This window comes from Streptomyces glaucescens (assembly GCF_000761215.1).
Taxonomy (GTDB): domain Bacteria; phylum Actinomycetota; class Actinomycetes; order Streptomycetales; family Streptomycetaceae; genus Streptomyces; species Streptomyces glaucescens_B.
Window position 1 is genome coordinate 1,320,713 of record NZ_CP009438.1, and the last position, 16,357, is coordinate 1,337,069.

General features: G+C 72.6%; 14 protein-coding genes and 1 riboswitch. Of the genes, 3 read left to right on the forward strand and 11 right to left on the reverse strand.

Annotated features, from left to right (window positions below; translation table 11 throughout):
- Nucleotides 1–105 precede the first annotated feature (105 nt).
- Nucleotides 106–1,470: a peptidase C39 family protein gene (locus tag SGLAU_RS05675; protein WP_043498898.1), complete on the reverse strand. Its 1,365-nt coding sequence runs from the start codon at nucleotides 1,468–1,470 to the stop codon at nucleotides 106–108.
- A 173-nt stretch (nucleotides 1,471–1,643) separates the two neighbouring features.
- Between SGLAU_RS05675 and SGLAU_RS05680 the strand changes: the two genes are divergently transcribed.
- Together SGLAU_RS05680 and SGLAU_RS05685 are read left to right on the forward strand one after the other, a co-directional pair.
- Nucleotides 1,644–2,276 (forward strand): uridine kinase, encoded by a 633-nt coding sequence (locus SGLAU_RS05680; protein WP_043498900.1) that lies wholly within the window; start codon nucleotides 1,644–1,646, stop codon nucleotides 2,274–2,276.
- Nucleotides 2,277–2,643: 367 nt separating this feature from the next.
- Entirely contained in the window at nucleotides 2,644–4,509 is a 1,866-nt protein-coding gene (locus SGLAU_RS05685; RefSeq protein WP_043498902.1) for an AAA family ATPase, read from the forward strand.
- 87 nt (nucleotides 4,510–4,596) lie between these two features.
- On the opposite strand, the gene SGLAU_RS05690 is transcribed toward SGLAU_RS05685, so the two are convergent.
- The 9 genes from SGLAU_RS05690 to SGLAU_RS05730 form a co-directional block, all read right to left on the reverse strand.
- Nucleotides 4,597–5,670 carry a hemolysin family protein gene (locus tag SGLAU_RS05690; protein ID WP_043498903.1) on the reverse strand — a complete coding sequence of 358 codons (1,074 nt, stop codon included), beginning with the start codon at nucleotides 5,668–5,670 and terminating at the stop codon, nucleotides 4,597–4,599.
- Nucleotides 5,667–6,992 carry a hemolysin family protein gene (locus tag SGLAU_RS05695; protein ID WP_043498905.1) on the reverse strand — a complete coding sequence of 442 codons (1,326 nt, stop codon included), beginning with the start codon at nucleotides 6,990–6,992 and terminating at the stop codon, nucleotides 5,667–5,669. Before SGLAU_RS05695 ends, SGLAU_RS05690 begins: the two co-directional genes overlap by 4 nt.
- Before the next feature lie 246 nt (nucleotides 6,993–7,238).
- Complete coding sequence (locus SGLAU_RS05700; protein WP_043498906.1) at nucleotides 7,239–7,691, reverse strand: PH domain-containing protein; 453 nt, start codon at nucleotides 7,689–7,691, stop codon at nucleotides 7,239–7,241.
- 14 nt (nucleotides 7,692–7,705) lie between these two features.
- The gene (hisG, locus tag SGLAU_RS05705; protein ID WP_043498908.1) at nucleotides 7,706–8,554 is read right to left on the reverse strand and encodes an ATP phosphoribosyltransferase; all 849 of its coding nucleotides are present in this window, start codon (nucleotides 8,552–8,554) and stop codon (nucleotides 7,706–7,708) included.
- A 51-nt stretch (nucleotides 8,555–8,605) separates the two neighbouring features.
- Entirely contained in the window at nucleotides 8,606–8,878 is a 273-nt protein-coding gene (locus SGLAU_RS05710; protein WP_028423093.1) for a phosphoribosyl-ATP diphosphatase, read from the reverse strand.
- 33 nt (nucleotides 8,879–8,911) lie between these two features.
- Nucleotides 8,912–9,397 carry a 6,7-dimethyl-8-ribityllumazine synthase gene (gene ribH / locus SGLAU_RS05715; RefSeq protein ID WP_043498911.1) on the reverse strand — a complete coding sequence of 162 codons (486 nt, stop codon included), beginning with the start codon at nucleotides 9,395–9,397 and terminating at the stop codon, nucleotides 8,912–8,914.
- Between the two features lie 41 nt (nucleotides 9,398–9,438).
- Nucleotides 9,439–10,740 carry a bifunctional 3,4-dihydroxy-2-butanone-4-phosphate synthase/GTP cyclohydrolase II gene (locus SGLAU_RS05720; protein ID WP_043498912.1) on the reverse strand — a complete coding sequence of 434 codons (1,302 nt, stop codon included), beginning with the start codon at nucleotides 10,738–10,740 and terminating at the stop codon, nucleotides 9,439–9,441.
- Entirely contained in the window at nucleotides 10,737–11,378 is a 642-nt protein-coding gene (locus tag SGLAU_RS05725; protein ID WP_043498914.1) for a nicotinamide mononucleotide transporter family protein, read from the reverse strand. Before SGLAU_RS05725 ends, SGLAU_RS05720 begins: the two co-directional genes overlap by 4 nt.
- On the reverse strand, nucleotides 11,375–11,977 hold the full coding sequence (locus SGLAU_RS05730) for a riboflavin synthase (protein WP_043498915.1): 603 nt from the start codon (nucleotides 11,975–11,977) through the stop codon (nucleotides 11,375–11,377). The genes SGLAU_RS05725 and SGLAU_RS05730 overlap by 4 nt, the downstream gene beginning before the upstream one ends.
- Before the next feature lie 173 nt (nucleotides 11,978–12,150).
- Nucleotides 12,151–12,281: riboswitch (FMN riboswitch) on the reverse strand.
- A 203-nt stretch (nucleotides 12,282–12,484) separates the two neighbouring features.
- Here SGLAU_RS05730 and SGLAU_RS05735 point away from each other — a divergent pair.
- Entirely contained in the window at nucleotides 12,485–14,830 is a 2,346-nt protein-coding gene (locus SGLAU_RS05735; RefSeq protein ID WP_043498916.1) for a chitinase C-terminal domain-containing protein, read from the forward strand.
- 167 nt (nucleotides 14,831–14,997) lie between these two features.
- Here the strand turns inward: SGLAU_RS05735 and SGLAU_RS05740 are convergent, their stop codons facing one another.
- Complete coding sequence (locus SGLAU_RS05740) at nucleotides 14,998–16,350, reverse strand: ROK family transcriptional regulator (protein WP_043498917.1); 1,353 nt, start codon at nucleotides 16,348–16,350, stop codon at nucleotides 14,998–15,000.
- Nucleotides 16,351–16,357: the final 7 nt, after the last annotated feature.

Consider the following 16,357-nt stretch of genomic DNA (forward strand, 5'->3'; position numbering starts at 1 on the left):
CGTCCCCTGGCCGGGGCGCGATCCGCACCGGTCTGTCCACCTTGCCACCGTCCGCGCCGTTCGCGGCCGAGACGTTGCTCACAGCCCCGGCCGCGGGCGGTGACGTCAGCGCACCCCGACGGCCGCGAGCGCCGCGCGCTGACGCGGGGCCGGCCGGGCCGGGAAGTAGAGGTAGCAGACGCCGCCGGTGCCGGAGACGACCTTGCCGGAGGCGTTGTACCGCTTGGTCCTGAGCCAGATGTTCTCGAACTCGCGGCGCTGGTAGACCCGGCGTACCGCGTCGTTGCTCGGGGAGGCCGGGTCGTTGGCGATCACGTCGCCCTCGGCGGTGAAGCCGATCACGGTCATCAGGTGCCCGGCGGTGCCGTAACCGGCGCCGGTCAGCTCCTCCTTGCGGAAGGACTGGGACGTGATGGCCGGGATGCCGGCGGCGATCAGGGTCTCCAGGTCGGTCAGGGAGCCGAGCCGGGTGACCACGCCCTGCAGGCCCTTGAAGGTGGCGGCGTACGCGGCGTTGAACGGCCAGTTGCCGCAGCCCGCGTACGCGTAGTCGTAGGTGTACCGGGCGGCGTGGCAGATCTGCGGGTCGGCGTAGCCCGGGTCGACCCAGGACAGCTGTTCCTCGGAGAGCCGGCCGCCCCAGTACTCGATGATCATCTGCGAGGAGGTGGGGCTGCACCAGGCCTCGCCGCCGTTGTCGTACTCGGGGTACTGGCCGGCGTGGATCTCCTGGGAGTAGCGCGGGACGGCGAGCTCCTGGGCGAGACCGGGCGTGGAGGCGGGGACGGTGAAGCGGTCCGGGACGTCGGAGCCCATGGCGCCGGTCCGCCACACGGTCGGGGTGAGCCGGGTGCCCGGCCGCCGGTACAGGGTCAGCCGCAGCCGGTAGGACGCCAGGCGCAGCCCGGACGCCGGGTCGTCGACGGCGAAGGTGTCCGTCCAGATGCTGCTCCTGCCGTCGCCCTGGCCGTCGACCGAGGTCCGCCGGATGTCCTCGTCACCGGCCGCCCAGCGGCCCATGACGTACCAGGGGGTGTCGGTGCCGTCGGAGTAGGTGCCCTTGAGTTCGATCTGGAGCCAGGTGCCGTCCGGGGTGTGCGCGTTCCAGGACGGGACCACTTCGGTGGCGGGGACGGCGAGCCGGTGGACGGGCGAGGTCCAGGTGGCGTACTCCCAGCGGGAGGTCCTGCCGGTGTGCGGGTCCGGGTAGTCGACGGTGCCGGCGGGCGAGGCGATCACCAGGCCGGGCCGGGCTCCCGCGACGGCCCGGGTGCCCTTGGCGCTGCCGGAACGCCAGTCGGTGTACGTCGTCCAGGCGCGGTTGTCGACGGTGCGGGCCGAAGCCGCGGCGCCGGACCCGCCGGCGATCGTCGTGCTGTCGGCCAGGGCCGTCCCCGCGCCGCCGGTGACCGCGGCGGCGACCGCGGCGGCCAGGACGGTTCTGCGGGACGGCTGTTCGGCTCTGCTCATGGGCGCTTGACTCCCAGGGGTGCGAGACGGGCAGGTCCTTGCACGGCTGTGTGCGGTCGTGTGTGCGCCACTATGGACGCGAGCGGACCGCCCTGCCAGCACTTCGGGGCATGCCGCGCCCACCAACATTGGTCGAGACCGCTGACGGGGGCGCCGCGCGGCATGATGGGCGGGTGCCCCATCCCCTGAACGGCCTCGCCCGTACGCTCCGCCGCCTCCCCCCGTCCTGCGGCCCGGTCCGCCTCGTCGCCGTCGACGGGCACGCGGGCTCGGGGAAGTCCACCTTCGCCGCGGAGCTGGCCGCCGCGCTCGGCGGGGCACCGGTGCTGCACCTGGACGACATCGCCAGCCACGAGCAGCTGTTCGACTGGACCGGCCGGCTGCAGGAGCAGGTGATCGCGCCGCTGCGGGAGGGCGCCACCGCGCGCTACGCGCCCTACGACTGGCGGGAACGGCGCTTCGGGCCGCCCCGGCCGCTGCCGCCCGCGCCGGTGGTTCTCATGGAAGGCGTGGGCGCGGGCCGCCGCGCGCTGCGGCCGTATCTGGCGCGACTGCTGTGGATGGAGCTGCCGTGCGAGGAGTCCTGGGCGCGGGGCCGCTCCCGGGACGGGGAGGAGCAACGGGACTTCTGGGACCGGTGGGTTCCCGCCGAACGGCGGCATTTCGCCGACGACCCCTCACGACGGTACGCCGACCTCCTGGTACGCCAGGTGACAGAGGGGTATGAGGTGCTGGTGGGACTTGGGGGACGGTCACGCGGGGACCAGCGGGTGACGCTGAGTGACGGACCGTCTTCGATGTGGTGAACCTGTGAAGACCCCTGCGTGCGAACTCGGCCGACTCCCTCAACTCGGCTTGACCGGGGGCCCGTACAGGACTTACGTTCTCAATGTGCGGCCAAACGGAGCCGCCCTACGACGCGAAGCCCCCGGTTGTTCCCCCGTGACCGGGGGCTTCGTTCTGCCTCCGGTCACCTCTCCCGGGCGCCGCGCGGCACACTGCGCTCACCCTCGGTCACCATGCGCCGCGCGCCCCCTTCACGCCCACCTCACCGGACGCCCCCTGCGGCACCCTTCGGCGGCGCCCGGCCCGCGGGTACGATGCCCACAGTCGCAACTCCGGTCCGCTGCACAGCGGTTCGACCAGCGGGGGCACGGTTTGTGGGGGGACGGGATGGACTTCGCCGCGCAGGGCCCCGAGGCCCCGGCCGACCTGGCCTGGCTGCGAGGCGTGGACGCCTACACCATGGGTGCCTATCCGCAGGCGGAGGAGGAGTTCCGGGCCGCGGTCCGGCTGGACCCGGGCATGGCCGACGGCTGGCTCGGACTGCACGCGCTGCGCGTCGACACCACCACCGCGCTGCTGCGGATGTTCCGCCACCGTGACCGCTTCGGCGAACAGCGGACCCGACACCGGCGCACCCTCAACTCGTGGTACTGGCTGGGCTGGTGGGTGCAGCCGGTGCTGGAGAGCCCACGCGACCTGCTGCTCGCGCACGCCTCGCACTGGCTGGACGGCCGCCACGTCCCGGAACTGGACCGGGCCCTCGCCGGACTGCCGCCCGTCGACACCGACCCGCAGGTGCGCTTCCTGCACGCCTGCCGGGCCTATCTGGTCAAGGACTGGGAGCAGCTCGTCCGGCACACCGATCCGCTGCTCGACGATCCCCTGCTCGGCATCGAGGCCGGCCTGTTCGGCGGCATGGCCCGGGTGCGCCTGGAGATGTACGGCCAGGCCGAGCCCCTGCTCTCCGCCGCGCTGATGCGCTGCCGCAGCGAGCAGCCACAGCGCAAGGAACTGCGGTACTGGCTGGCGCGGGCGCACGAGGGCACCGGCCGCTCGGCCGCGGCCCTCCCCCTGTACCGGGCGGTGCACCGCGTCGACCCGGCCTTCATGGACACCTCCGCCCGGCTCGCCGCGATCGCCGAGGGCGACGGCTACGACGAGACCGACGGCCTCACCGCGCTCACCTTCGCCGGCGGCGGTCCCGACGGCCTCGACGGCACCGACGGGCTCGACCCGCTCTACGGCCTCGTGGACCGCAATCTGAAGCTGTCCGACCCCGGGCCCCCGCCGCCCGCCGGGCCGCTGCCGTCGGAGAGCGACCCCGCGGTGCGCGAGAAGACCCTGGCGGTGCAGCCGCTGCCCGCCGGACCCACCGACCCCGACCTGCTCGAGGAAGCGCTCGCCGAGCTGGAGCGCATGGTGGGCCTGGAGCCGGTCAAACGCCAGGTCAAGGCCCTGTCCGCGCAGCTCAACATGGCGCGGCTGCGGGCCGGCCAAGGGCTGCCCGTCCAGCCGCCCAAGCGGCACTTCGTCTTCTCCGGCCCCTCCGGCACCGGCAAGACCACCGTGGCCCGGATCCTCGGCCGGGTGTTCTACGCGCTCGGCCTGCTCGGCGGCGACCACCTGGTGGAGGCGCAGCGGGCCGATCTGGTCGGCGAATATCTGGGCCAGACGGCGGTGAAGGCCAACGAGCTGATCGACTCCGCGCTCGGCGGCGTCCTCTTCGTCGACGAGGCGTACTCACTGTCCAACTCCGGCTACGGCAAGGGCGACGCCTACGGCGACGAGGCCCTGCAGGTGCTGCTGAAGCGGGCGGAGGACAACCGCGACCACCTGGTGGTGATCCTGGCCGGCTACCCGGAGGGCATGGACCGGCTGCTGGCCGCCAATCCCGGCCTGTCCTCGCGCTTCACCACCCGGGTCGACTTCCCCTCGTACCGCCCGCTGGAGCTGACCGCGATCGGCGAGGTGCTGGCCGCGGAGAACGGCGACGCGTGGGACGAGGAGTCCCTGGAGGAGCTGCGGTCGATCGCCGGGCACGTGGTCGACCAGGGCTGGATCGACGAGCTGGGCAACGGCAGGTTCGTGCGCACGCTGTACGAGAAGAGCTGCGCGTACCGCGATCTGCGGCTGTCGGCGTATCCGGGCGCGCTGACCCGCGACGACCTGGCGACGCTGCGCCTGCCGGATCTGATGCAGGCGTACGGGGAGGTGCTGTCGGGGCGGGGGCCGCAGGATCCGCCGGCGCTGTGACGGATCCCGCGGCCCGGGCACGTCCGGTCCCCCGGCGTCCTGGGCGCCCCGCGCACCGGGGCTCCCGCGCGCCGGGTGTCCCGGGCGTCAGGCGGTCAGGACCTCCTCGCCCGAGCGGGGCTCCGACACGGCCGGCACGGGCTGCCGGTGCGCCGGGTCGCGGACCTCGCCGACCAGCAGTTCCAGGACGTCCTCCAGGGCCACCAGACCCACTACCCGGCCGGAGGCGTCGGCCACCTGGGCGAGGTGGGTGGCGGCGCGGCGCATGACCGTCAGGGCGTCGTCGAGGGGCAGCTCGGAGCGCAGCGTCGTCATCGGCCGCCACAGGTGCTGCGGCACCGCGCGGTCGGAGTCCTCCACGTCGAGGACGTCCTTGACGTGCAGGTAGCCCATGAAGGCGCCGCCGTCCGCGGCCACGGGGAAGCGGGAGTACCCGGTGCGCCCGGTCAGCTCGACGATCTGCCCGGGCGTGACCGACGGGTCCACCGTGACCAGCGACTCCCGCTTCAGCAGGACGTCCGTCACCGGGCGGGAGCCCAGCTCCAGCGCGTCCTCCAGGCGCTCGGCCTCCTCGGGGTCGAGCAGTCCGGCCTGCCCGGAGTCCTCCACCAGCCGGTTGAGCTGCTCGCTGGTGAAGACGGCCTCGACCTCGTCCTTGGGCTCGACCCGGAACAGCCGCAGCACGCCCTGGGCGCAGGCGCCGAGGGCCACGGTGATCGGCCGGCACAGACGGGCGAACGCGACCAGGCCGGGGCTGAGCCACAGCGCGGCCTTCTCCGGGGCGGCCATCGCCAGGTTCTTCGGGACCATCTCGCCGATGACGAGGTGGAAGAAGACGACGGTGGCCAGCGCGATGACGTAGCCCAGCGGGTGGATCATCGCGTGCGGCAGGTGGATCCACGCGAAGAACGGCTCCAGCAGGTGTGCCACCGTCGGTTCGGCGACCGCGCCCAGTGTCAGCGAGCAGACGGTGATGCCGAACTGCGCGGCGGCCATCATCTGCGGCAGCCGTTCCAGGCCGTACAGCACCTGGCGGGCGCGGGCGGTGCCGAGCGGTTCGATCTGGCTGCGGCGGACCGAGACCAGCGCGAACTCGGCGCCGACGAAGAAGCCGTTGGCGAGCACGAGCAGCGCGGCGAAGAGGAGCTGGACGAGGCTCATCGGGCGGCCTCCGGTACGGGGGCGGTGCGTACCAGGCGGACGCGTTCCGCGCGGTAGTGGCCGACCCGGCGCACGACGAGCCGCCAGCCGGGCAGTTCCGCCCGGTCGCCGACGGCCGGGATCCGGCCGAGCAGGTCGGCGACGAGCCCGGCGACGGTCTCGTACGGGCCCTCGGGCACGTCCAGGCCGATCCGGAGCAGGGTGTCGACCCGGCAGCTGCCGTCGACGTCCCAGGCGGGCCGGCCGTCCTCCGGCGGGGCGGGCGCGAGTTCGGGTGTGCCGTGACCGTCGTGCTCGTCACGGACCTCGCCGACGATCTCCTCGACGATGTCCTCCAGGGTGACGACCCCGGCCGTGCCGCCGTACTCGTCGACGACCACCGCGATCGGCTGCTCGCTGCGCAGCCGGGCCAGCAGCGGCCGCACGGGCAGGGTCTCGGGGACGAGCAGGGCCGGGCGGGCGATGCGCGGGACCGGGGTGCGCAGCCGCTCGTGGGCGGGGATCGCGAGGGCGTCCTTGAGGTGGACCATGCCGACCACCTCGTCGATCCGCTCCCGGTAGACGGGGAAGCGGGACAGGCCGGTGGCCCGGGTCAGGTTGACCACGTCCTCGGCGGTCGCCGACGACTGGAGGGCGCTGACCTTCACGCGCGGCGTCATCACGTGCTGCGCGGTCAGCTCGCCGAGGGACAGGGTGCGCACGAAGAGGTCCGCGGTGTCCTGCTCCAGGGCGCCGGCCCGCGCCGAGTGGCGGGCGAGGGAGACCAGTTCGCCGGGCGTGCGGGCCGAGGCCAGCTCCTCGGCGGGCTCGAAGCCCAGCGCGCGGACGAGCCGGTTGGCGACGTCGTTCAGCCCGGCGATGACCGGGCGGAACAGACGGGCGAAGACGTGCTGCGGGCCGGCGACGAACCGCGCGACCTGCATCGGGCGGGACACCGCCCAGTTCTTGGGGACGAGTTCGCCGACGACCATCTGCACCGCGGAGGCGAGCAGCATGCCGACGGCGACGGCCACCGCGGACACCGCGCCCTCGGGGACGCCGAGAGCCGTGAGCGGCCCGTCGAGCAGCTGGGCGAGGGCCGGCTGGGCGAGCATGCCGACGATCAGGGAGGTGATGGTGATGCCGAGCTGGGTGCCGGAGAGCTGGAAGGACAGCTCCTTGAGGGAGGCGACGACCCGGACGGCCCGTCGGTCGCCCTCGGCGGCGGCCTTCTCGGCCTCGGGGCGCTCGACCGTCACCAGGCCGAACTCCGCCGCCACGAAGAATCCGTTGGCCAGGATCAGCAGGAACGCGGCTGCCAGGAGCAGCAGGGGGACGCTCATGATGCCGCCGCCTGTGCACGGGCGCGGACCTCGGACACGCGGTCCGCGCTATGTCGGCAGGGGGCGGCGCAGGTACTGCAGGACGATCCGTCCATCGCCGGAGAGGGTCACTCCTCGGGTAGCAGGGACCCCTGTGCGCCGGGGCGGGCACGACAGGGGCGGAGGCGCGCGGTGCGCCTCCGCCCAACAGATTAATCAAGACACGGGGTCGCGTGGCAGGGTGAGCACCCCGGACGCGCCCCCGAGTCAGCCCCGGGACTGCCCGGTACGGGCCTCCACCAGCGCCCTCAGGGTGCGGGCCTGGGCAATGGCCTGGTCCTTGGCGATGCCCGGCTGGATGCCGATGGCCGCCAGGCTGGTGCCGTCGCTGAGGTCGAGGAACGCCCAGGGGTCGCCGACCCTCAGGTTGACCTGGACGATCTGCGCCCACTCCAGCCGGCGGACGCTGCCGAAGTTGACGACGGTCACGCCGGACTCCTCGGCGACGACCTTGGGGCGCGCCAGCCGCAGCAGCACCCAGGCCAGCAGGGCGGCGGTGAACACGAAGCTCAGCTTCTCGGCCGGGCTGAGGCGCTCCAGCAGCAGCGCGACCAGCGACACCGTGACGAAGATCGCGGCGGCGGCGGTGTGCAGCACGGCCCGCGTCCGGGTGGGCCGGAAGGTGACCGGGAGCTCGGGGAGAGGTACGGGATCCGACATGGTGCGCCGCCTCCTCAGAGCCGGCAGGCGTGGATGGCCGTCGTCAGGATGGCCCGCGCCCCGATGGAGTACAGGTCGTCCATGATGCGCTGGGCGTCCTTCGCGGGCACCATGGCGCGGACGGCGACCCAGCCCTCGTTGTGCAGCGGCGAGATGGTCGGCGACTCCAGGCCCGGGGTGAGGGCGACGGCCTTCTCCAGCTGCTCGACCCGGCAGTCGTAGTCCATCATCACGTACGTCCGGGCGACCAGGACGCCCTGGAGGCGGCGCAGGAACTGCTGCACCTTCGGTTCCTCGGCGTCGGCGCCGGTGCGGCGGATGACGATCGCCTCGGACTTCATGATCGGCTCGCCGAAGACCTCCAGGCCCGCGTTGCGCAGGCTGGTGCCGGTCTCCACGACGTCGGCGATGACCTCGGCGACCCCCAGCTCGATCGCGGTCTCGACGGCGCCGTCCAGGTGGACGACGGAGGCGTCGACGCCGTGGTCGGCGAGGTGCTTGGCGACGATCCCCTCGTAGGAGGTGGCGACCGTGCGGCCCGCGAGGTCCGCGACACCGTCGGCGGTGCCCGGCTTGGCGGCGTAGCGGAACGTGGAGCGGGCGAAGCCGAGCGGCAGGATCTCCTCGGCGTTGGCGCCCGAGTCGATCAGCAGGTCACGGCCGGTGATGCCGATGTCGAGGCGGCCGGAGGAGACGTAGATCGCGATGTCGCGGGGGCGGAGGTAGAAGAACTCGACCTCGTTCTCCGGGTCGACGATCCGCAGTTCCTTGGACTCGCGGCGCTGCTGGTAGCCGGCCTCATGCAGCATCTCCGCCGCAGGGCCGGAGAGTGAACCCTTGTTGGGAACGGCGATGCGCAGCATGAGGTCGGCTTCCTTTGTGTGAAGGGGGTTTCGGCGGTGGCGGCGGGCGGCTTACAGATGGGCGTAGACGTCGTCCAGGGAGATCCCGCGGGCGACCATCATCACCTGGACGTGGTACAGCAGCTGCGAGATCTCCTCGGCGGCCGCCTCCTTGCCCTCGTACTCGGCGGCCATCCACACCTCGGCGGCCTCCTCGACGACCTTCTTGCCGATGGCATGGACGCCCTTCCCGACCAGCTCAGCGGTGCGGGACGAGGCGGGATCGCCGTGGGCGGCCTTGTGCTGGAGCTCGGTGAAGAGCTCCTCGAACGTCTTCTTGGACATGGTGGTCCCACCCTAGCCGTTGCGCCGGTCCGCCTACCGCCAGGGTTCGGATACTGAACGCAGGGTGGCCGCCGTGGCGACCGCCGCGGTGACCGCCTCGTGCCCCTTGTCCTCGCTGGAGCCCTCCAGGCCCGCACGGTCCAGGGCCTGCTCCTCGTTGTCACAGGTGAGCAGACCGAAGCCGACGGGGACGCCGGTGTCGACGGAGACCTGGGTGAGGCCCTGGGTGACGCCCTGGCACACGTAGTCGAAGTGGGGGGTGCCGCCGCGGATGACGACGCCGAGGGCCACGATCGCGTCGTAGCCGCGCCCGGCGAGCACCTTGGCGACGACAGGGAGCTCCCAGCTGCCGGGGACCCGCAGCAGGGTCGGCTCGTCGATGCCCAGGTCGTGCAGGGCGCGCAGGGCGCCGTCCACGAGTCCGTCCATCACCTTCTGGTGCCACTGCGCCGCGACGACGGCGACCCGCAGGTCACCCACATTGCGTACGGACAGCTCCGGTGCGCCCTTGCCGCTCACGTTCTCGCCTCTCCTCGGTCTTCGCTTCTGGTCGGGTTCGTCTACTGGTCGCCGCAGGTGGCCGCGGAGGCCGGCACCGCCGGGCCGTCCAGCCAGGGCAGGTCGTGGCCCATCCGGTCCCGCTTGGTGCGCAGGTAGCGGAGGTTGTGCTCGCCCGCGGTGACGGGCATCGGCTCGCGCTCGACGACCTCGATGCCGTGGCGGGCGAGGGCGTCGGACTTCTCGGGGTTGTTGGTCATCAGGCGGACGCTGCGCACGCCGAGGTCCGTCAGGATGCGGGCGCCGGCGCCGTAGTCGCGGGCGTCGGCGGGCAGGCCCAGCTCGAGGTTGGCGTCGAGGGTGTCGCGCCCGCGCTCCTGGAGCTCGTAGGCGCGCAGCTTGGACAGCAGCCCGATGCCGCGGCCCTCGTGTCCGCGCAGGTAGACCACCACGCCGCGGCCGGCGGCCTGGATGCGCTCCAGGGAGGCCTCCAGCTGGGGGCCGCAGTCGCAGCGCAGGGAGTGGAAGACGTCGCCGGTGAGGCATTCGGAGTGCATCCGGACCAGCAGGTCCGTGCCGTCCCCGATCTCGCCGTGGACCAGGGCGACGTGCTCGACGCCGTCGACGGTGGAGCGGTAGCCGTACGCGGTGAAGGTGCCGTGCCGGGTCGGCAGGTGGACCTCGGCCTCCCGGCGGACTGTGGGTTCCGCGCTGCGCCGGTAGGCGATCAGATCCTCGATGGAGATGATCGTCAGGCCGTGCTTGCGGGCGAACGGGATCAGCTCGGGCAGCCGCAGCATCCGGCCGTCCTCGCCGGCGATCTCCACGATGGCGCCGGCCGGGCGCAGGCCCGCGAGCCGGGCGAGGTCGACGGCCGCCTCGGTGTGGCCGTTGCGGGCCAGCACGCCGCCGGGCCGGGCGCGCAGCGGGAAGACGTGACCGGGGCGGACGAAGTCGGCGGGCCCGGCGGTGCCGCCGGCCAGCAGCCGGAGGGTGGTGGCCCGGTCGGCGGCCGAGATGCCGGTGGTCACGCCGTGCGCGCCGGAGGCGTCGACGGAGACGGTGAAGGCGGTCTGCATCGACTCGGTGTTGTCCGCGACCATCTGCGGGAGCTGGAGCCGGTCGAGTTCGTCGCCCTCCATGGGGGCGCAGATCAGGCCGCGGCACTCGCTCATCATGAAGGCGACGATCTCGGGGGTGGCCTTCTCGGCGGCGATGACGAGGTCGCCCTCGTTCTCGCGGTCCTCGTCGTCGACGACCACGACCGGGCGGCCCGCCGCGATGTCGGCGATGGCCTGTTCGACGGGGTCGAGGGCGAGGTCCTCGAGGTCGTCGGGGCCGTGGAGCAGGGGGGCCGTGGTCATGCCGGGGCTCCTTCCGGGACGGGCTGCCCGGACCGGCGGGAGCGCAGCCACCAGTCGCGCAGGCCCCACAGGACGAGCGCGCCGTAGATGACGTAGACGAAGCCGGAGAAGGCGTAGCCGTTGGTGAAGTTGAGGGGTACGCCGACGAGGTCGACGAGCAGCCAGGCGAACCAGAACTCGACCATGCCGCGCGCCTGGGCGTACATCGCGACGATGGTGCCGACGAAGATGTAGGCGTCCGGCCAGGGGTCCCAGGACAGGGTCGGGTTGGCCTTGAAGAACAGGGCCACGGCGACCGTGCCGAGGGCGGCGGCGCCGAGCATCGCGGCGCGCTCGCCCCAGGTGGCGAACCGCACGGAGATCTGGCCGTCGTCCGAGCGGCCCTTGCCGCGCGTCCACTGCCACCAGCCCCAGAGGGCGACGGCCATCACGACGACCTGCTTCCCGGCGCTGCCGGCGAGGTGGCCGTAGAAGGCCGCGAAGAGGATGACGCCGGAGACGAACTGCACCGGCCAGGTCCACAGGGAGCGCCGCCAGCCGAGGGCGAGGGCGGCCAGGCCGAAGATGTTGCCGACCATGTCCGACCAGAGGATGCGCTGGCCGAAGAGGCTGAACGCCTCGGAGTTGAGCCAGTTCACTGTGCGGCCCCCCGGGTGCCGAGCAGCCGCTCGACGTACTTGGCGATGACGTCCACCTCGAGGTTGACCGGGTCGCCGGGCTGCTTGATGCCGAGCGTGGTCAGGGCGAGGGTGGTCGGGATGAGGCTGACCGTGAAGTGGTCGGCTCCGGCTTCGACGACGGTGAGGCTGATGCCGTCGACGGTGATGGAGCCCTTCTCGACGACGTAGCGGGCGAGGTCGGCGGGGAGGGAGATCCTGACGATCTCCCAGTGCTCGGACGGGGTGCGTTCCAGCACGGTGCCGGTGCCGTCGACGTGGCCCTGCACGATGTGGCCGCCGAGCCGGGCGCCGACCGCGGTGGGGCGCTCGAGGTTGACGCGGGAGCCGGCGGTCAGGGCGCCCAGGCTGGAGCGCTTGAGGGTCTCGGCCATGACGTCGGCGGTGAACTCGTCGCCCTCGTGGTCGACGACCGTCAGGCACACGCCGTTGACGGCGATGGAGTCGCCGTGCTTCGCGTCCTCGGTGACGACGGGGCCGCGCAGGCGGAAGCGACAGGCGTCGCCGAGGTTCTCGACGGCGGTGACCTCGCCCAGCTCTTCGACGATTCCGGTGAACACTTCCCGGGTCCTCCTGCCTCTTCGGGCACGGACTCCGGGGCTGCCGATGACGACAGGATGTACGGGCGAGGACACCGGGAGCGACGCCGACGGGATCCGTCCCGAGGGGACGGCTCCGACGCCCGTCCCCGAGGGAACGAGCCGATACGGCGACACGCACGCATGCCTGCCCGCCGCGCACTGCCTCCCATCCGGACTTTAACCGTCGGTCCAGGAATTTCACCTGGTCAACCGGTCGCTGGAGGCGACCGGGTCGCGGACTGTAACCGCCGGTTCGGACTTTCACCGACCCCGGAGTGCGCTGCTTCTGGTACAGGGCCAGTGTGCCACGCCTGATCGGCGTCCATACGGGTGAGCGGTGTGGGGTGGCTCACAGAGTGTGTGCGGGCCCTCCCCGAGCGTGCCAACTCACCGGCACCCACCCTTCCTTGATTGGTCCATACCTATTGACCTACTGGTCTAGTCCTCTCTAGGGTCTGCGCCAACTTCCGTGGAGAGGAACCGACTGTGCTGTCCCCCTCGCCCCACCGGGCCAGACCCGCCCTGCTCGCGGCCGCCGGGGCCGTCGCGGGCCTGCTGCTCGCCGGCCTCCCGGCGACCGTCTCCCACGCCGCCGACCAGGAGTCCTGTCGCCCCGACGGCCTCTACAAGACCCCCGGCGTCGACGTCCCGTACTGCTCGGTCTACGACACCGAGGGCCGGGAGAGGATGGGCGCCGACCACCAGCGCCGGGTGATCGGCTACTTCACCGGCTGGCGCACCGGCAAGGACGGCACACCCGCCTATCTGGCCTCCGACATCCCCTGGGACAAGGTCACCCACCTCAACTACGCCTTCGCCCACATCGACGGCGGCAACAAGATCTCCGTGGGCTCGGACGGCCCCGCCAACCCCGCCACCGGCATGACCTGGCCCGGGGTCGCCGGCGCGGAGATGGACCCCGCGCTGCCGTACAAGGGCCACTTCAACCTGCTGAACAAGTTCAAGAAGCAGCACCCGGACGTCAAGACGCTGATCTCGGTGGGCGGCTGGGCCGAGACGGGCGGCTACTTCGACGACAGCGGCAAGCGCGTCAACTCCGGCGGCTTCTACGCGATGGCCACCAACGCCGACGGCTCGGTCAACCAGGCCGGCATCGACACCTTCGCGGACTCGGCGGTCTCCTTCATCCGGAAGTACGGCTTCAACGGCGTCGACATCGACTACGAGTACCCGACCACCATGAAGGACGCGGGCAACCCGCTCGACTGGTCCTACGCCAACGCCCGCCGGGCCGGTCTGGTCAAGGGCTACGCCGCGCTGATGAAGACCCTGCGGGAGAAGCTGGACCGCGCGGGCGCGGCGGACGGCAAGCACTACCTGCTGTCGGTCGCGGCCCCCTCCTCCGGCTACCTGCTGCGCGGCATGGAGACCTTCCAGGTCCAGAAGTACCTGGACTACGTCAACATCATGTCCTACGACCTGCACGGCGCGTGGAACGAGTACGTCGGCCCGAACGCCTCCCTCTTCGACGACGGCAAGGACGCCGAGCTGGCCGCGGCGAACGTCTACGGCAGCCAGCAGTACGGCGGCATCGGCTACCTCAACACCGACTGGGCCTACCACTACTTCCGCGGGTCCATGCCGGCCGGCCGCATCAACATCGGCCTGCCCTACTACACGCGCGGCCACAAGAACGTCCAGGGCGGCACGAACGGCCTGTGGGGCAAGGCGGCGGCCACCACCTGCCCGGCCGGATCCGGCCTGACCAAGTGCGGTGACGGCGCGGTCGGCATCGACAACCTGTGGCACGACAAGGACGACAACGGCAAGGAGTCCCCGGCCGGTTCGAACCCGATGTGGCACGCCAAGAACCTGGAGAAGGGCATCGTCGGGGACTACGTGACCAAGTACGGCTTCCCCTCCGGCACCAAACTGACCGGCACCTACGCCCGCAAGTACGACTCCACGCTGGTCGCGCCGTGGCTGTGGAACGCCGAGAAGAAGGTCTTCCTCTCCACCGAGGACGAGCAGTCGGTGGCCGCCAAGGCGGACTACGTCGTGGACCGCGGCATCGGCGGCACGATGGTGTGGGAGCTGGCGGGCGACTACGACTGGAACGCGGCCAAGGGCCAGTACGAGACGGGTGACACGCTCACCTCGCTGATGTACGAGAAGTTCAGGTCCGCCTCGCCCTACGGCGCGAAGGTCTCCAACAAGGCGCTGCCCGCCAAGGCGGTGAACATCGGTGTGGAGTTCGGCGAGTTCAAGCTCGGTGACTCCAACTACCCGATCACCCCCAAGGTGAAGATCACCAACAACACGAGGACGACCCTGCCCGGCGGCACCGAGTTCCAGTTCGACTACTCCACCGCGGCCCCCGCCAACGCCTCCGACCAGTCCGGCTTCGGCACCAAGGTGATCAGCAGCGACCACACGGGCAGCAACGTGGGCGGCCTGAAGGGCGACTTCCACCGCGTCTCGCTGAAGCTCCCGGCCTGGCAGTCGCTGGCGCCCGGCGCGTCCGTGGAGCTGTCCTTCAACTACTACCTGCCGGTGTCCACCCCGTGGAACTGGACGGTGAACATCGCGGGCACGACCTACGCGCTCGCCGGGGACCTGGCGCGCGGCACCACCCTGGTGGAGCCCGGCTCGGGCACCTCGCCGACCCCGGACCCGACCAACCCGACCCCCACCCCGACCCCGACGCCCGGCGCGTGCACCGCGCCCGCGTGGACCGCGACGTCCGAGTACGGCGGTGGTTCGACCGTGTCCCACAAGGGGCACTCGTGGAAGGCCAAGTGGTGGACGAAGGGCGAGGAGCCCGGCACCACCGGCGAATGGGGGGTCTGGCAGGACCTCGGCGCCTGCTGACCCCGGACGGACCGGCCCGGCGGCGGTGACGACGGCCCTTGCCCGCCGCCGGGTCTCACCACCTCACCCCCCACAACCCCTCACCCCCGGCCGGAGCACGAGCTCCGGCCGGGGGTGAGGGGTTCCTGCGGTTTCCGGCGGCCGGGCCCCGGGGGGCAGCGCCCCGGTCAGCGCCCGGGCGGCGCGAACAGCTCGTCCTGGGCGCGGTCCCGGGCGGTCAGCAGTGCGCCGCGCAGGACCGCGCCGCCGCCCAGTACGCTCGGCCGCACCTCGGTGGTCAGCGGTGACAGCCGCCGGATCCGCGCCTCCACCCGCGCCGCGAGCTCCGCTCCCCCGGCCTGCCCCACCTCGCCGCCCAGCACCACGCACCCGGGGTCCAGCACGGCCACGACGGAGGCCGCCCCGACGGCGAGCCGGTCGGCGAGGGCGTTCAGGAAGCGGATCTCCGGGGACGGAGCGGCGCCGGCCGCGCCCCGGCCCCCGGGGCGCGCACCGGTCACGCCGCCGACGGCACGCGCCGCCCAGGACCCGGCCCACTCCGGCAGGGTGCCTTGCCCGGCCCCCGCGCCGGCCCCCGGCCCACCGTCCGGCCCAGCGCGGTGCGGCCCCGCACCGCCGGGGACCGCCCGCACGGCCGCCCCCACCAGCTCCGCCGCCCACGGTCCGGCCCCGGCCCTGGGGGCGCGCACGCCGTACTCCTCGGCCAGCCGCTCGATGGCCGCCGCGCCCGCCAGGGAGTGGAAGCCTCCCTCGCAGTCCGTGGCCGACGGCAGGCCTCTCGTGCCGGGGACGGGCAGGAAGCCGATCTCCCCGGTTCCGCCGGAGGCGCCGCGGAGCAGTCGGCCGTCGAGGATCACCGCCGCGCCCGTGCCGTGGCCGAGCCAGAGCAGGACGAAGGTGTCGCGGTCGCGGGCGGCGCCGTCGCGCTGTTCGGCGCGGGCCGCGAGGTTGGTCTCGTTCTCGACGATGACGCGGGCCCCGGGGAGCCGCTCCGCGAGCGCCGCGACCAGGCGCCGGTGCCAGGCGGGCAGGCCCGTGGAGTCGCGCAGGTCGCCGGTGGCCGGGTCGATGAGCCCGGGGGCGCCGATCCCGACGGTGTGCAGCCGGTCGGCGCCGGCCTCCTTGGCGGTCCGTTCGACGAGGGCGACCGCCTGTTCCACCGCGGGCCCGGTGCCGGTGTCGTCGCCGATCGGCACGGACGCCTCGGCGAGCACCCTGCCGAGCAGGTCGGAGACGACCACGGAGACACCCTTGGTGCGCACGTCGAGCGCGGCCAGGTGGGCCCGGTCGGCGACGATGCCGTAGAGCTTGGCGTTGGGTCCGCGGCGCTGTTCCCCCGCTTCGCCGACGACGGCGATGAGCCCGGCGGCGGTGAGGCGTTCGACGAGGTCGGCGACGGTCGGCCGGGAGAGTCCGGTCAGTTCCTTCAACTGCCCCGCCGTCAGGGGTCCTTCCTCCTGGAGGAGCCGCAGGGCGAGCCGGTCGTTGATGGCTCGGGCGGTGCTCGGGGATGCGGGCATGCCGGGA

What these genes read in the sequence shown, in the direction of transcription:
- SGLAU_RS05675 (WP_043498898.1), bottom strand. Translation starts at nt 1,470, where the DNA reads ATGAGCAGAGCCGAACAGCCGTCCCGCAGAACCGTCCTGGCCGCCGCG.
- SGLAU_RS05685 (WP_043498902.1), top strand. Translation starts at nt 2,644, where the DNA reads ATGGACTTCGCCGCGCAGGGCCCCGAGGCCCCGGCCGACCTGGCCTGG.
- SGLAU_RS05690 (WP_043498903.1), bottom strand. Translation starts at nt 5,670, where the DNA reads ATGAGCCTCGTCCAGCTCCTCTTCGCCGCGCTGCTCGTGCTCGCCAAC.
- SGLAU_RS05695 (WP_043498905.1), bottom strand. Translation starts at nt 6,992, where the DNA reads ATGAGCGTCCCCCTGCTGCTCCTGGCAGCCGCGTTCCTGCTGATCCTG.
- SGLAU_RS05700 (WP_043498906.1), bottom strand. Translation starts at nt 7,691, where the DNA reads ATGTCGGATCCCGTACCTCTCCCCGAGCTCCCGGTCACCTTCCGGCCC.
- hisG (WP_043498908.1), bottom strand. Translation starts at nt 8,554, where the DNA reads ATGCTGCGCATCGCCGTTCCCAACAAGGGTTCACTCTCCGGCCCTGCG.
- SGLAU_RS05710 (WP_028423093.1), bottom strand. Translation starts at nt 8,878, where the DNA reads ATGTCCAAGAAGACGTTCGAGGAGCTCTTCACCGAGCTCCAGCACAAG.
- SGLAU_RS05720 (WP_043498912.1), bottom strand. Translation starts at nt 10,740, where the DNA reads ATGACCACGGCCCCCCTGCTCCACGGCCCCGACGACCTCGAGGACCTC.
- SGLAU_RS05740 (WP_043498917.1), bottom strand. Translation starts at nt 16,350, where the DNA reads ATGCCCGCATCCCCGAGCACCGCCCGAGCCATCAACGACCGGCTCGCC.